Source organism: Streptomyces sp. CB02400 (assembly GCF_001905725.1).
Taxonomy (GTDB): Bacteria; Actinomycetota; Actinomycetes; order Streptomycetales; family Streptomycetaceae; genus Streptomyces; species Streptomyces atrovirens.
In genome coordinates this window covers 56,482-71,451 of the sequence record NZ_LIWB01000018.1, presented here as the reverse complement: position 1 = coordinate 71,451, position 14,970 = coordinate 56,482, and the positions used below count along the sequence as shown (strand labels likewise).

Here is a 14,970-nt window from a genome sequence, read left to right as displayed (position 1 = left end):
GGCACGACTGCCCGCGGGGAGCGGGGGTGTGACGGTCGACCGTCCTCACTTGCGCGCCCAGTGGCACGACTCCCCGTGGTGGGCGGGGGAGGCACGGTCGCCCGCGACGGGCGGGCAAGGCACGACTGCCCGTGGTGGGCGGGGGAGGCGCGGTTGCCCGCGATCGTGGCCCGGCGCGTACCCCCGCTCACCCTCGGCGCGCGCGTGCGGGACAATGAGGGCGAGCGTCTGCTCAGACACGTACACAGCAACGAGGAGCAAGCAATGGCGGGCAGCAGCCACGGTCACACCCCGGCCGCCTGGACCGGTGTCATCATCGCCTTCATCGGTTTCTGCGTCGCGGGCGCGTTCATGGTGATGGACCAGCCCGCGGGCTTCTGGGCCGGCATGGGCCTCGTGATCCTCGGCGGCGTCGTCGGGATGATCATGCGCTCGATGGGCATGGGCCAGCCGAAGAGCAACCACGCCGTACCGGCCCGCGCCGAGGGCTGAGCACGGCGGAGCGACTCCGCACAGGGGCGGGCCCGGCACGACGCCGGAACCGCCCCTGAGCCGCGACCGGGGCACAATGCACAGCGTGAACGCCCCCACCCCCCAAGCGACCCCCGGCAGAGCGGCCCGACTGGCCGTCCCCGCGGGGCTGCTCGCCGCCGTCGCCGGGGCCTTCGCCTACGTCGGGGCCGTGGACCCCAACGAGCCCGGCCACTACCCCGCCTGCCCGCTGCTGCGCCTCACCGGCCTGTACTGCCCCGGCTGCGGCGGACTGCGCAGCGCGCACGCCGTCGTCCACGGCGACCTCCCGGCCGCCCTCCAGGCCAACGCGCCCGCCGTCCTCGGCTACGCCGTCTGCGCCGTGCTGTGGACCGTCTGGGTGGTCCGCGCGGCGCGCGGCGGGCCGCCGCTGCGGATCGATCCGCCGCCGGTGCTCCTGTGGTCCCTGGGAGCACTGCTCCTGGTGTTCACGGTTGTCCGGAACCTGCCGTTCGGTGGCTGGCTGCATCCTTGATCAACAAGCGAAAGTCCAGGTGGAGAGACCGGCGTCAACCTGGATGCGAGGCATCCGCCTCGCTGCGGATACCATCGCAGTGACCAGTGAAGACCGACCGTCAGGAAGGGGGCCGCTCGCGTGAGTGTGCTCGACGAGATCATCGACGGAGTCCGTGCCGACCTCGCGGAGCGGCAGGCGCGCGTCAGCCTCGACGAGCTCAAGGAGCGTGCGGCGAAGGCTCCCGCGGCCAAGGACGGCGCGGCCGCCCTGCGCGGCGACGGCGTCAAGGTGATCTGCGAGGTCAAGCGCTCCAGCCCGTCCAAGGGCGCGCTGGCCGCGATCGCCGACCCGGCGGGACTCGCCGCCGACTACGAGGCGGGCGGCGCCGCCGTCATCTCCGTCCTCACCGAACAGCGTCGCTTCGGCGGCTCGCTGGCCGACCTGGAGGCCGTCCGCGCGCGCGTGGACATCCCCGTCCTGCGCAAGGACTTCATCGTCACGTCGTACCAGCTCTGGGAGGCCCGCGCGTACGGTGCCGACCTCGCCCTGCTGATCGTCGCGGCCCTCGACCAGCCGGCCCTGGAGTCGCTGATCGAGCGCGCCGTGTCCATCGGCCTCACCCCGCTCGTCGAGGTGCACGACGAGGACGAGGTCGAGCGCGCGGTCGACGCGGGCGCCAAGGTCATCGGCGTCAACGCGCGCAACCTGAAGACGCTGAAGGTCGACCGCGGCACGTTCGAGCGGGTCGCCCCGGAGATCCCCGCGCACATCGTCAGGGTCGCCGAGTCCGGTGTCCGCGGCCCGCACGACCTCATCGCCTACGCCAACGCCGGCGCCGACGCCGTCCTGGTCGGCGAGTCCCTGGTCACCGGCAAGGACCCCAAGACGGCCGTCTCCGACCTGGTGGCAGCGGGCGAACACCCCGCCCTGCGCCACGGCCGCGGCTGACACCCCGGTAGGCTGCCCCGATGACCCTCACCCGCCTCGCACGTGGCTGCCGCCCCCGAGGCTGCCGCGCCCCTGCCCGCAGGGTGCACGGCCGCAGGGTCCGCTACGTGATCGGCGACGAACCGGGGCAAGTGAACGGCCGGCGATGGCAGCGCGTCCCATAGGGGCGCGGGGCTGTACTGAATATGCGACTCCGTCGCGTGAGCGCGACAAGCCACAACGGGCCCGCAGGGGCCCGACGACCCCCGCCCCCACGGCGAAACGTGCCCAACACACACTCACCGTGAGGTACACGCATGCCCAGCAACTTCTTCATCCCCGACCCGGAGGGTCAAACCCCAACCCCCGAAGGCTACTTCGGCGCCTTCGGCGGCAAGTTCATCCCCGAAGCCCTCGTCGCCGCGGTCGACGAGGTCGCCGTCGAGTACGACAAGGCCAAGCACGACCCCGAGTTCGCCCGGGAGCTCGACGACCTCCTGGTCAACTACACCGGCCGCCCGAGCGCGCTCACCGAAGTCCCCCGTTTCGCCGAACACGCGGGCGGAGCAAGGATCTTCCTCAAGCGCGAGGACCTGAACCACACCGGCTCGCACAAGATCAACAACGTGCTCGGCCAGGCCCTCCTCACCAAGCGCATGGGCAAGACCCGCGTCATCGCCGAGACCGGCGCGGGCCAGCACGGCGTGGCCACCGCCACCGCCTGCGCCCTCTTCGGCCTCGACTGCACGATCTACATGGGCGAGATCGACACTCAGCGCCAGGCCCTCAACGTGGCCCGGATGCGCATGCTCGGCGCCGAGGTCATCGCCGTGAAGTCCGGCAGCCGCACCCTGAAGGACGCCATCAACGAGGCGTTCCGCGACTGGGTCGCCAACGTCGACCGCACGCACTACCTCTTCGGCACCGTCGCGGGACCGCACCCCTTCCCGGCGATGGTGCGCGACTTCCACCGCGTGATCGGCGTCGAGGCCCGCCGCCAGCTCCTGGAGCGCGCCGGGCGCCTGCCCGACGCCGCGATCGCCTGCGTCGGCGGCGGCTCCAACGCCATCGGCCTCTTCCACGCCTTCATCCCGGACACCGGCGTACGCCTCATCGGCTGCGAGCCCGCCGGACACGGCATCGAGAGCGGCGAGCACGCGGCCACCCTCACCGCGGGCGAGCCAGGCATCCTGCACGGCTCCCGGTCGTACGTCCTCCAGGACGACGAGGGCCAGATCACCGAGCCGTACTCGATCTCGGCCGGCCTGGACTACCCGGGCATCGGACCCGAGCACTCCTACCTCAAGGACAGCGGCCGCGGCGAGTACCGCGCGGTGACCGACGACGCCGCCATGCAGGCCCTGCGCCTGCTGTCGCGCACCGAGGGCATCATCCCGGCCATCGAGAGCGCCCACGCCCTCGCCGGCGCCCTGGAGGTCGGCAAGGAGCTGGGCAAGGACGCGCTGATCGTCGTCAACCTGTCCGGGCGCGGCGACAAGGACATGGACACCGCCGCCCGCTACTTCGGGCTGTACGACACCGACGCCGAGGTCGCCGCCGACGAGGCCGGCACCGCCGAGATCGAGGGGGACGCCAAGTGAGCGGGAACGTGCGGCTGCTGAACGACACCCTCGCCGCGGCGAAGGCCGAGGGCCGCTCCGCCCTCATCGCCTACCTCCCGGCCGGGTTCCCGACCGTGGACGGCGGCATCGAGGCCATCAAGGCCGCCCTGGACGGCGGCGCCGACGTCGTGGAGGTGGGCCTGCCGCACAGCGACCCGGTCCTCGACGGCCCGGTCATCCAGACCGCCGACGACATCGCCCTGCGCGGCGGCGTGAAGATCGCGGACGTGATGCGCACGGTCCGCGAGGCCCACGCGGCCACCGGCAAGCCGATCCTCGTCATGACCTACTGGAACCCCATCGACCGCTACGGCGTCGAGCGGTTCACCGCCGAGCTGGCCGAGGCGGGCGGCGCCGGGTGCATCCTGCCCGACCTGCCGGTCCAGGAGTCGGCGCTGTGGCGGGAGCACGCGGAGAAGCACGGGCTCGCCACGGTCTTCGTGGTCGCGCCCAGCAGCAAGGACGAGCGGCTCGCCGAGATCACCGCGGTCGGCAGCGGCTTCGTCTACGCGGCCTCCCTGATGGGTGTCACCGGCACCCGTGAGTCGGTCGGCGCGCAGGCCGAGGACCTGGTGCGGCGCACCCGCGCCACCACCGGCATCCCGGTCTGCGTCGGACTCGGCGTCTCCAACCCCGCCCAGGCCGCCGAGGTCGCCCGCTTCGCCGACGGCGTGATCGTCGGCTCGGCCTTCGTCAAGCGGATGCTGGACGCCCCCGACGCCGCCGCCGGCGTCGAGGCCGTCCGGGCGCTCGCCGGTGACCTGGCCAAGGGCGTGCGCCGACAGGCGTGACCGGCCGGGGTATCCGCAGGTAGTCATACGGGTCCCTCGTACGGGTGGTCCTGGGACCGGGGAGGCGCTGTGCGCCTCCCCGGTTCGTTCTGCGGGTGTGAGCGAGAAGAACCGTGAGGGAAAGCGCACCGCCCGAGAGCGGCTGGCGGACGAGCGCGAGAAGCAGAAGAAGGCGGAGAAGCGACGCCGTGGCCTGATCGTGGGCGCGAGCGTGCTCTGTGTCCTGGGGCTCGCGGCGGTGATCGGTGTCATCGCCGCCAATTCGGGCGGGGACGACGAGAGCGAGGCGTCCGGCCCCGTCGTGGCGCCCTCCGGGGCCCTGGGCAAGGACGGCCTCGCCATCCCGGTCGGCAAGGAGAGCGCCAAGGCCACCCTCACCGTGTGGGAGGACTTCCGCTGCCCGGCCTGCAAGGTCTTCGAGCAGAACTACAGCCCCACCATCCACGAGCTGACCGAGTCCGGTCAGCTGAAGGTGGAGTACCACCTGGTCACACTGATCGACAACGGCCTGGGCGGCACCGGCTCCCGCAGCGCGGCCAACGCCGCCGCCTGCGCCCAGGACGCCGGGAAGTTCGCCGCGTACCACGACGTGCTGTTCGAGAACCAGCCGCCGGAGAGCGACGACGCCTTCGCCGACGACGGCAAGCTGATCGAGCTGGCCGGCAAGGTCGACGGACTCGACACCCCCGCCTTCCGCGCCTGCGTCGAGGACGGCACGCACAACAGCTGGGTCGCCAAGTCCCACGAGGCGTTCCAGAAGGGCGGCTTCAGCGGCACGCCGACGGTGCTGTACGAGGGCAAGAACATCAACCAGGACCGCTCGATGACCCCCGAGAAGTTCAAGCAGATGGTCGAGGAGGCCAACAAGGGACAGTGACGCCCCGGACCGACGATCCGACGGTCCTGTTATGGAGCCGTAGCCGGGCTGCTTGCCGTGCGGCCGGTCCGGCACGGTAGCGTCGACCCTGCCATGGAACTTGCCTACATTCCCAGCCCGTCGAGCGGGGTGCTGTACCTCGGCCCCGTTCCGCTGCGCGGCTACGCGTTCTGCATCATCATCGGCGTCTTCGTTGCCGTCTGGCTCGGCAACAAGCGCTGGATCGCCCGGGGCGGGCGGGCCGGCACGGTGGCCGACATCGCCGTCTGGGCCGTGCCCTTCGGCCTGATCGGCGGCCGGCTCTACCACGTGATCACGGACTACCAGCTGTATTTCAGCGAGGGCCGTGACTGGGTGGACGCCTTCAAGATCTGGGAGGGCGGCCTCGGCATCTGGGGCGCGATCGCCTTCGGCGCGCTGGGCGCGTGGATCGGCTGCCGGCGCCGTGGCATCCCGCTGCCCGCCTACGCCGACGCCATCGCGCCGGGCATCGCCTTCGCCCAGGCGATCGGACGCTGGGGCAACTGGTTCAACCAGGAGCTGTACGGGCGGGCCACCGATCTGCCGTGGGCCCTGGAGATCACCTCCTCCGCCGACGGGCGGGAGCCGGGGACGTACCACCCGACGTTCCTGTACGAGTCTCTGTGGTGCGTCGGAGTGGCGCTGCTGGTGATCTGGGCGGACCGGCGGTTCAAGCTCGGGCACGGGCGGGCGTTCGCGCTGTACGTCGCCGCGTACTGCGCGGGGCGGTTCTGGATCGAGTACATGCGGGTCGACGAGGCGCATCACGTTCTCGGGCTGCGGCTGAACAACTGGACGGCGGTCCTGGTGTTCCTGCTGGCGGTGCTGTACATCGTGCTGTCGGCGCGGAAGCGGCCGGGGCGGGAGGACGTGGTGGAGCCGGGTGTCTCCGGTGGTGAGGCCACTTCCGGTGGTGAGGGCGAGGCCGTGGAGAAGGGCGAGGAGGACGCTCCTTCCGAGAAGGAGGAGTCCTCTGAGGCCGAGGCCGAGGACTCCAAGGATGGGGCCGGGTCGGCGAAGAAGAGCTGACGGGTTGCTGTAGTACTACGCCGAGGGCGTCCGGGATTCTCCGGGCGCCCTCGGTTCGTGTGGGGGCGGGGGGTGTTGCGCAGCCCGGCGTTTGCGGGGTGCCGTCGCGCCCACCCGTGCCGCCCTGCGGCACGATTGCCCGCGGACTACGGGGGTGGTGGCGCGGCTGCTCGCGGACTGCGGAGGTGGCGTGGCTGTCCGTGGACTGCGGGGGTGGTGGCGGGGCTGTCCGTGGATTGCGGGTCAGGGTCTGGTGGCCAGGGACAGGGTTCTCTGGGCTGCTTTCACCACCGCTGTGTCGATGAAGGTGCCGTTGGGCAGGGCTTGGGCGCCCTGGTCGGAGGCTGCTGCCTTGAGGATGGTCTCCGCCTGTTCGATCTCCTCCTCCGTGGGGAGGTAGGCGCGCTCGATGACCGGCAGTTGGCGGGGGTGGATGGCGGCGCGGCCCAGGAAGCCCAGGGTGCGGCCGTGGGCGCAGGAGGCGGCCAGGCCGTTCAGGTCGCGGGTGTCGGGGTGGACGGACTGGGTGGGCGGGGCGAGGCCCGCCGCACGCGCGGCGACGACCACCCGGGAGCGGGACCAGTCGAGGCCCGCGTCGTCGCGTACGCCCAGGTCGGCCCGTAGGTCCGCCTCCCCGATGGCGATACCGCGCAGGGACGGGTGGGCGGTGGCCACGGCATGGGCGCGTTCGATGCCGAGGGCCGTCTCCAGGAGGGCGTACAGGGGCAGTGCGCCACCGTGGGCGGACACGGTGCGCCGGGCGACGCGTACGACGTCGGCCGGGGACGACACCTTGGGCAGGCGCAGGCCGGACAGGCCGGGGGCGTGCGCGACGGCCGCGAGGTCGGCGCGGGCCCAGGGGCCGGACAGGGCGTTGACACGGACGTGGACCGGGACCGGCTGGGGGTCGCGCAACAGCTCGGCGGTGGCGGAGCGGGCGTAGGCCTTGCGGTCGGGGGCGACCGCGTCCTCCAGGTCGACCACCACCACGTCGGCGCCGGAGGTGAGCGCCTTCGCCACCACGGGAGGACGGTCGCCGGGGACGTACAGCCAGGTCAGCGGGAAGCCCGTCACAGGGCGCCCTCCGCGCGGAGTTCCGCGAGGTCGTCGGACGTGAGGCCCAGCTCGGTCAGGACCTCCTCGGTGTCCGCGCCGTGCGGACGGCCCGCCCAGCGGATCGCGCCCGGGGTGCCGGAGAGCCGGAAGAGGACGTTCTGCATGCGCAGCGGGCCCAGCTCGGGGTCGTCGACCGTGGTGATCGTGTTCAGCGCCTGGTACTGCGGGTCCGCCATGACGTCCCGTACGTCCTGGATGGGGGCGACCGCCGCCTCCGCCTTCTCGAAGGCGGCCAGCACGTCGGCGCGGGCGTGCCGGGCGATCCAGCCGCCGACCGCCTCGTCCAGCACGTCCGCGTGCCGGGCCCGGTCCTCGCCGGTGGCGAACCAGGGCTCGTCGATCAGGTCAGGACGGCCCACCAGCACCATCACGCGCTCGGCGATCGACTGGGCCGAGGTGGAGACGGCGACCCAGGTGCCGTCGGCGGTGAGGTAGGTGCCGCGCGGGGCGTTGTTCTGGGAGCGGTTGCCGGTACGGGGCTGGACGTGGCCGAGCTGGTCGTACCAGGTGGGCTGGGGGCCGAGCGCGGTCAGGATCGGCTCGATCAGCGCCATGTCGACGACCTGGCCCTCTCCCGTGCGGTCCCGGCCGGCGAGCGCGGTCATGACGGCGTACGCCGTGGTCAGGCCCGCGATGGAGTCCGCCAGACCGAACGGGGGGAGGGTGGGCGGCGCGTCCGGCTCCCCGGTGATCGCGGCGAAGCCGCTCATCGCCTCGGCGAGGGTGCCGAAGCCCGGGCGGTGGGCGTACGGGCCGAACTGGCCGAAGCCGGTGACCCGGACCAGGATCAGCCGGGGGTTGGCGGCGGACAGCTCGGGCCAGCCCAGGTCCCACTTCTCCAGGGTGCCGGGGCGGAAGTTCTCGATGATCACGTCGGCGGTCCCGGCGAGGCGCAGGAGGGTGGCCTGTCCGCCGGGCGTGGACAGGTCGAGGGTGATGGTGCGCTTGTTGCGGCCGAGCATCTTCCACCACAGGCCGATGCCGTCCTTCGACGGGCCGTGGCCGCGGGAGGGGTCCGGTTTCCTCGGGTGCTCGACCTTGACGACCTCCGCGCCGAAGTCGCCGAGCAGGGTCGCGGCGAGGGGGCCGGCGAAGAGGGTGGCGAGGTCCAGGACGCGCAGGCCGGTCAGCGGGGGGCCGGTGGGGGCGGGGGTGGGATCGTCGTACGGCGTCATGGGCGGGTGGCCTCCAGGTGGGTCAGACGGGCCAGGGTGTCGAAGCCGGTGCCGTGGAAGTCGCCGACGGAGGTGGCCAGGCGGTTCTTCAGCGGGGCCGTCCAGCGTTCGGGGAGGACGCGGGGCGAACCGGCGAGAAGAGCGGCGATGCTGCCGGCCGTCGCGCCGTTGGAGTCGGTGTCCCAGCCGCCGGACACCGCGCGGCAGATGGAGCCGGTGAAGTCGCCGTCGGCGTGGGTGAGGGCGGCGGCGATCAGGGCGGTGTTGGGGACGGCGTGCACCCAGTGGTGGGTGGCGGCGTAGGTGGCGTGCAGGACGTCGACGACGGTGTCGAAGTCGGTGTGCTCGTGCGCGAGTCGAATGGCCTGCCGGACGGCTCGGGCGAGGCGGGAGCGGGGCGGGACGACGGTGAGGCCGGTGCGCAGACAGGCGTGGACGTCGTGGTCGCCGGTGGCGGCGGTGGCGATGACGGCCGCCGTGAACATCGCCGCGTAGACGCCGTTGGCGGTGTGGGTGAGGGTGGCGTCGCGGTGGGCCTGCTCGGCGGCGGCGGCCGGGTCGCCGGGGTTGGTCCAGCCGTGCATGTCCGCGCGGATCAGGGCGCCGATCCACTCGCGGAAGGGGTTGTGGTGGCGGGCGGTCAGTGGGGGTTCCAGGCCGCTGAGGAGGTTGCGGTAGGCGACGCGTTCGGCGGTGAAGGTGCGGCCGGCGGGGAGTTCGTCCAGCCAGACGCGGGCTACGTCGGTGGGGGTGAAGGTGCGGGTGTGGCGTTGGAGGACGAGGAGGTTCAGGAGGGGGTAGTTGAGGTCGTCGTCCTCGGGCATGCCGTCGATGTTCTCGGCGAGGGAGGTTGTCGCGGAGCGGCGGTTCCAGGGGTGTCGGGTGAGGAGGTCCTCGGGGACGCCGTGGGCGGTGAAATAGTTGGTCAGGGGCCAGTTGCCGGTGACTCGGGCGAGTTGGCGGATGCCGTCGAGGGGGAGTTTCTCGACTGGCTTGCCGAGGAGGCAGCCCACTGCTCTGCCGAGCCATGCGGCTTCCAGGGCGGCGGGGGACGCTGGGCGGAGGTGGGTCGCGCGGCCCGGCGCTTGCGGGGTGCCGCCGCGCCCACCCTCCCCCGCTCTCGGCTTCGCTCGAGCGGGGGGACCCCCATCGCCCCAGGCGGCACGACTGCCCCCAGTTCTCGGCCAGTCGGGGCACAGGGACTTGATTCTGGGCAGGGCGGTCGGTTCGTCGTCCGCGAGGGTGCTGGGGAGGTCGGCGAGTTCGTCGAGGAGGTCGGTGGCCAGGAGGCGGAGGTAGGGGGAGACGGGGTGAGGGGAGGCGCCTGCGGTGAGGGGTGCCTCGGGGCCGCCTGCCGCTTGCCAGCGGGCGGCCATGGTCGAGGGTTCTCGGCCGTCCTGGGCTGCCTGGCGCAGTTCGTGGCCGATCAGGTCCTCCGGTTGGACCCAGGTCAGTCGGAGCATCCGGCGCCTCCCAGGTCCGCGAACGCCCGCTCGTGGGCGCGGCGGCGCTGTACGTCGCGTACGAAGATCTCGCGCGTTACGGCGGTGAGGGTGGCCGCCGGTTCCCACAGGTCGAGGCGGCTGGCCTCCGCCACCGTCTTGGCCCAGCCCTCGGGGACCGGTGAGCCGAGCGCGCCGGCCACCGCGCCGGCCATCGTGGCGATGGAGTCGCAGTCGCGGCCGTAGTTCACCGCGCCCAGGACCGCGTGGTGGAAGTCGCCGCCGGCCACCACCAGCATGCCCAGCGCCACCGGGAGTTCCTCGACGGCGTGCAGCCGGGACGGGCGGCGGGCGCCCAGGGAGGGGGAGCGGTAGTCGGGGCCGACCGTGTCGTACGGCGTCACCGCCTCCCGCAGCGGGCCCAGCGCCGACTCGAAGTCCGTGTGCCGCGAGGCGACTTCGCAGACCTTCTCGATCGCCTCCCGCGTGCCGTCCTTCGCCGACGCCAGACACGCGGCGACCACCGAGTCCGCCGTCGCGCCCGGCGCGCACGCCGCCGCCACGGCCGCCGCGAAGACACCGGCCGCCTCCCTGCCGTACGACGACTGGTGCGCGCCCGCGACATCCAGCGCCTCGGCGTAGGCGGCGGCCGGGTGGGCGGCGTTGACCAGGCCGACCGGGGCCATGTACATCGCGGCACCGCAGTTGACGATGTTGCCGGTGCCGGCCTCGCGCGGGTCGACGTGACCGTAGTGCAGGCGGGCCACGAGCCACTTCTCGGCGAGGAAGATCCGCTGCAGCGGGAGCACCTCCGCCTCCAGCTCCGGGATCCAGCGCGGGTTCGTCATCAGGTCCGGGACCAGGTGGTCGGCGACGGCGTAGGCGTCCAGGTGGTCGCGGACCGTCGCGTACACCCGGATCAGTGCGTGCGTCATCAGGGTGTCGTCGGTGACGTGGCCGTCGCCCTTGTGGTACGGCGCGATGGGGCGGGCGGTGCGCCACGCGTCGCCGTTCCACGGGCCGACGACGCCGTGTACGCGCCCGCCGTGGCGCTCGACGATCTGCTCGGGGGAGTACCCCTCGACCGGCCCGCCGAGGGCGTCGCCGACGGCCGCCCCGACGAGGGCGCCGGTGATCCGCTCCTCCAGGGGCAGACCCTGGTCACTCTTTTCCGCCTCTTCGCGCGTCATGCCCGAATCATCCCCCTGTCGGGGCCGGTTGTGCGGCTTCCAGGAGCCCGGCGAGTTCCACCAGGTCCGTGCCGGTGAGCCGGGGGAGCACGCAGCCGGAGAGGGTGCGGCAGCTCTCCCGCCACGTCCCCGGGATCGCGGTCCCGCCGCCCAGCGCGCCGGTGAGGGCGCCGACGAGCGCCGGGGCGGAGTCCGCGACCCGGGACAGACAGGCCGCCGCGGGGACCGCCTCCGCGATCCGGCCGTGGGCGGCGGTGGCGAGGGCGAGGGCGACGGGGACGGTCTCGGCGGCGGCGACGCCGTAGCTGTAGACGTGGTCGACGATCTGGTGCTCCAGCGGTGGTACGAGGGCGAAGGCGCTGTCGGCGTCCGCCGCGAGCTTCAGGGCGTACCGGGCGTTGCGGCCGATCTCCGTGTCCTCGGGCAGCTCGGCGCAGGCCGCCGCCACGCAGGTGCGCGGGTCCGCGCCGGTGAGGGCCAGGGAGACGGCGGCGGCCATGGCGCGGGCGCCGTGCACGCCGTCACCGTCCTGGGTGTAGCGGGCGTCGAACTCCGCGAGGTCGGCGGCGGCCCGTGGGTCGCCGGGGTGGGCCACGGCCAGCACGCAGGCGCGTACGCAGGCGGCGTCGTCGAAGTAGTGGGGGTTGTCGTGGCCGGTGGCGGGCGGGCGCAGGCCGGTGGCGAGGTTTCCTAGGCCGGCGCGGACGGAGATGCGGGCGCGCAGGGGGAGTACGGCGGACTCCGTCTCGGGGGCGCGGTCCGCCGCCGCGGCGATCTCGCCGGCGACGGTGTTCCAGGTCAGGTCGATCGCCGCGCGGGTGCGGCGTTCTCGGCTCAGGTCGCCGAAGGCGGTGTCGTCTCCGGCGCGGAGGACGGCTTCTGCGGCGAAGGCCGCCCATTCGGCGTCGTCGGAGGGGCCCAGGCGCAGGGGTTCGGAGGGCTGGTTGAGGGCGATGGGGACGGGGAGGGTGGTGGTCGCGTTCTGTTCGGCGAAGGTGTCCAGTTCGCGGGTGAGGCGTCTTGTCCACTCGGGCATCCTTGCCGCCCGGTGGCGGGCGGCGGGCCAGCCGGCGGCGTCGCCTGCGGCGAGGCCGAGGAGGAGGCCCTCGATTCTCGCCTGCGGCGCGGCTTCGACGGCCTCGGCTTCGCTCTGTGCCTGTGCCTGTGCCTGTGCCTGTGCCTGTGCCTGTGCCTGTGCCTGCGGCGGCCGGGTGGGGCTTTCGGCCTCGGCTTCGCCTTCGGCCCGGATGTTCCCACCCGCACCACCCGTGCGGCATTCGTCGTCGGGTGCGAGTGGCCCCTGTGGGGTGTTCTCGCCGTCGGCGGCTGCGGGTGGGTTTTGTGGGGTGGTCGCGGCTGTGGGGTCTGCCTCGGTGAGGGGGATCATGTGGGCGCCTCCGTCTTGTCGGCCGGTGCCAGGACCAAGGTGTCGGGCGCCTCCGGCGTCAGCAGGTCCGCGATGTCCAGGACGTGGTGGCCTGCCATGGTCGGGAGGCAGGTGCCGCGGGCCGGGGTGATGGCGGACGACCAGGCCGGCGGGATCGCCGCGGCGCCCCGGGTCGCGCCCGCCAGGGCGCCGGCCACCGCCGCCGTGGTGTCCGCGTCACGGCCCATGTTGACGGCCGTCAGCACCGCCTGTTCGAAGTCGCCGTCGGCCGCCGCGTACGCGCCGAAGGCGAGGGCGACCGCCTCGGGGGCCAGGTCCGTCCACGGGTAGCCGCCGATCACCACCGCCGCGCGGACCGCGCGTTCGCCCAGGTGGGCCGCGGTCACTGCGCGGCGCAGCGAGCGGGCGGTCCAGGAGTCGTCCGGTACCACCGCCAGGGCCGAGGCCACGACCGCGACCACCGGCGCCCCGGCCATCGCCGCCGCGACGCCCGCCGCGACCGCCTGGCCGCCGTAGATGCCCTCGCCGTCGTGGCTGACGGAGCCGTCGATCGCCGCCAGCCGGGCCGCCTCGTCGGGACGGCCGGCCGCGAACACCCCGTGGGGCGCCGCCCGCATCGCCAGCCCGTCGCTCCAGGCGTGCCGGTGCTGGGCGGAGATCGGCGCCGCCAGTCCCCGGCGCAGGTTCTCCAGCGTGCCGCGCTCGCTGAAGCCGGCGCCCCGGAAGGGGCCCTCCGCGCGGTCCGCGATCCACTCGTGCCAGGCCGCCTCGACGTGCGCCGGGGTGAGCGCGGAGCCGTGCCGGGCCAGCAGCAGGCCCGAGAAGATCGCGTACTCGGTGTCGTCCGTGCCCGCCGGGTGCTCCGTCACGTATCCCGTGATGCGGCCCCACCGCGCGCGGATCTCGGAGGGCTTCATGTTCTCGGCCGGGGCGCCCAGCGCGTCACCGACGGCCAGACCGAGCAGCGCGCCGCGCGCCCGCTCACGGCGTCCGAGGACGTCCCCGGGCACCGGGCCAGTCGAAACAGCCGGGCCGGCCGGGACAGAGGGGATGCGGGCGGTCGATGCCATACGCGGCTCTCCTCTCAGGTGCGCCCCGAGAGGCGCGGAGCCCTTTGCGCATCTGTCCCCGGCTCGGTGCCCGGCGCAGCCTCACCGGCCCCAGCGTCACCCGGTCGACATCTGCGCGTCCATCTACACAAACGAGCGAAACCCGCAAAACCGCAGGTTAGCCCAGCCTTTCCTTGCTGGCGGGACGGAATGGAGAGGCGTACGTTGGGTGTTGTCGAAGAATAGAACTTGTCCAAAGAAGAACTGTGGGGGACACAGGCATGGCCATCATCGAGACCGAGGCGACGCTGCACGAGGCGCACCGCGACAACCACACGCACCGGGACGTGAACGGCGGCTGGCTGCGCCCCGCGGTCTTCGGCGCGATGGACGGACTGGTCTCCAACCTCGCCCTGATGACCGGTGTCGCCGGAGGAGCGGTCAGCCAGCAGACCGTCGTGCTCACCGGCCTCGCCGGTCTGGCCGCCGGCGCCTTCTCCATGGCGGCCGGCGAGTACACCTCCGTCGCCTCCCAGCGCGAGCTGGTCGAGGCCGAGCTCGACGTCGAGCGGCGTGAGCTGCGCAAGCACCCCAAGGACGAGGAGGCCGAGCTCGCCGCGCTCTACCAGGCCCGCGGCGTCGAGCCCGAGCTGGCCCGCGAGGTCGCCCGGCAGCTCTCCAGGGACCCCGAGCAGGCGCTGGAGATCCACGCCCGCGAGGAACTCGGCATCGACCCCTCCGACCTGCCCTCGCCCACCGTCGCCGCCGTGTCCAGCTTCGGCTCCTTCGCGCTGGGCGCCCTGCTGCCCGTACTGCCGTATCTGCTCGGCGCGAGCAGTCTGTGGCCCGCCGTGCTGCTGGCGCTGCTCGGGCTCTTCCTGTGCGGCGCGGTGGTGGCCAAGGTGACGGCGCGGACCTGGTGGTACAGCGGTCTGCGGCAGCTCGCCCTCGGTGGCGCGGCGGCCGGTGTGACGTACGCCCTGGGCACGCTGTTCGGAACGGCCGTAGGATGATGCGACTCGCACTTATGCGTTGGGACGCATAAGTAGTCGTAACTTGCTGGTTTCGGCCGCATGACCACTGGGCATGAGCCGTAAGCGCTGTGGGCAAAGAGGCCGGCGGCGTGCCCCGCGGGTCGGGCGAAGAAGCCCTTTCCCGCCATCGGACCGCGATGGACATCGACCTGTCCGACCGGTCCCCATAGCTTCCACCACCAGGCGCGGAACCTCACCGCGACCCATGTGGTGTCCGCATGTTGGAACGGATTATCCCGGTTTCCGAGAACCGCTCCATCATGTAACCTGCACCAAATTTCGCACCACGCAGAGGGCCAACGTCGTCCCTCGGCACCTTGCA

The 14,970-nt window shown here is 72.9% G+C and carries 15 protein-coding genes; 9 read left to right on the top strand and 6 right to left on the bottom strand.

The features are described from left to right. Positions 1-264 precede the first annotated feature (264 nt). The 8 genes from AMK33_RS32200 to lgt all read left to right on the top strand — a co-directional run bounded on the left by AMK33_RS32200 (position 265) and on the right by lgt (position 6,255). Complete coding sequence (locus AMK33_RS32200) at positions 265-492, top strand: HGxxPAAW family protein (protein ID WP_073936531.1); 228 nt, start codon at positions 265-267, stop codon at positions 490-492. Positions 493-568: 76 nt separating this feature from the next. Next, positions 569-1,006 carry a DUF2752 domain-containing protein gene (locus AMK33_RS32195; protein ID WP_201263117.1) on the top strand — a complete coding sequence of 146 codons (438 nt, stop codon included), beginning with the start codon at positions 569-571 and terminating at the stop codon, positions 1,004-1,006. Between the two features lie 120 nt (positions 1,007-1,126). Then, positions 1,127-1,936, top strand: coding sequence for an indole-3-glycerol phosphate synthase TrpC (gene trpC, locus AMK33_RS32190; RefSeq protein ID WP_073936530.1), 810 nt, complete (start codon positions 1,127-1,129; stop codon positions 1,934-1,936). A 20-nt stretch (positions 1,937-1,956) separates the two neighbouring features. Further along, entirely contained in the window at positions 1,957-2,100 is a 144-nt protein-coding gene (gene trpM / locus AMK33_RS45320) for a tryptophan biosynthesis modulator TrpM (RefSeq protein WP_383614444.1), read from the top strand. Positions 2,101-2,232: 132 nt separating this feature from the next. After that, positions 2,233-3,516, top strand: a complete 1,284-nt coding sequence (gene trpB, locus AMK33_RS32185; RefSeq protein WP_073936529.1) for a tryptophan synthase subunit beta — start codon at positions 2,233-2,235, stop codon at positions 3,514-3,516. Beyond that, a complete protein-coding gene (gene trpA, locus AMK33_RS32180; protein WP_073936528.1) occupies positions 3,513-4,328 on the top strand; it encodes a tryptophan synthase subunit alpha in 816 nt (271 codons plus the stop codon). Before trpB ends, trpA begins: the two co-directional genes overlap by 4 nt. 97 nt (positions 4,329-4,425) lie before the next feature. Further along, on the top strand, positions 4,426-5,205 hold the full coding sequence (locus AMK33_RS32175; RefSeq protein ID WP_073936527.1) for a DsbA family protein: 780 nt from the start codon (positions 4,426-4,428) through the stop codon (positions 5,203-5,205). 93 nt (positions 5,206-5,298) lie between these two features. Then, complete coding sequence (gene lgt / locus AMK33_RS32170) at positions 5,299-6,255, top strand: prolipoprotein diacylglyceryl transferase (protein WP_073936526.1); 957 nt, start codon at positions 5,299-5,301, stop codon at positions 6,253-6,255. A gap of 243 nt (positions 6,256-6,498) precedes the next feature. Here the strand turns inward: lgt and AMK33_RS32165 are convergent, their stop codons facing one another. From AMK33_RS32165 to AMK33_RS32140, 6 genes are read right to left on the bottom strand one after another with little or no spacing between them, the layout of a single operon-like run. Beyond that, positions 6,499-7,329, bottom strand: a complete 831-nt coding sequence (locus tag AMK33_RS32165; protein WP_073936525.1) for an HpcH/HpaI aldolase/citrate lyase family protein — start codon at positions 7,327-7,329, stop codon at positions 6,499-6,501. Then, positions 7,326-8,546 carry a CaiB/BaiF CoA transferase family protein gene (locus AMK33_RS32160; RefSeq protein WP_073936524.1) on the bottom strand — a complete coding sequence of 407 codons (1,221 nt, stop codon included), beginning with the start codon at positions 8,544-8,546 and terminating at the stop codon, positions 7,326-7,328. The genes AMK33_RS32165 and AMK33_RS32160 overlap by 4 nt, the downstream gene beginning before the upstream one ends. Next, positions 8,543-10,009 (bottom strand): ADP-ribosylglycohydrolase family protein, encoded by a 1,467-nt coding sequence (locus AMK33_RS32155; protein ID WP_073936523.1) that lies wholly within the window; start codon positions 10,007-10,009, stop codon positions 8,543-8,545. Before AMK33_RS32155 ends, AMK33_RS32160 begins: the two co-directional genes overlap by 4 nt. Then, positions 9,997-11,178 (bottom strand): ADP-ribosylglycohydrolase family protein, encoded by a 1,182-nt coding sequence (locus AMK33_RS32150; RefSeq protein WP_073936522.1) that lies wholly within the window; start codon positions 11,176-11,178, stop codon positions 9,997-9,999. The genes AMK33_RS32155 and AMK33_RS32150 overlap by 13 nt, the downstream gene beginning before the upstream one ends. A 7-nt stretch (positions 11,179-11,185) precedes the next feature. Further along, positions 11,186-12,565, bottom strand: a complete 1,380-nt coding sequence (locus tag AMK33_RS32145) for an ADP-ribosylglycohydrolase family protein (RefSeq protein ID WP_235618263.1) — start codon at positions 12,563-12,565, stop codon at positions 11,186-11,188. Next, the gene (locus AMK33_RS32140; protein ID WP_073936521.1) at positions 12,562-13,635 is read right to left on the bottom strand and encodes an ADP-ribosylglycohydrolase family protein; all 1,074 of its coding nucleotides are present in this window, start codon (positions 13,633-13,635) and stop codon (positions 12,562-12,564) included. Before AMK33_RS32140 ends, AMK33_RS32145 begins: the two co-directional genes overlap by 4 nt. A 260-nt stretch (positions 13,636-13,895) precedes the next feature. On the opposite strand from AMK33_RS32140, the gene AMK33_RS32135 reads away from it, so the two are divergent. Then, entirely contained in the window at positions 13,896-14,627 is a 732-nt protein-coding gene (locus AMK33_RS32135) for a VIT1/CCC1 transporter family protein (RefSeq protein WP_073936520.1), read from the top strand. Positions 14,628-14,970: the final 343 nt, after the last annotated feature.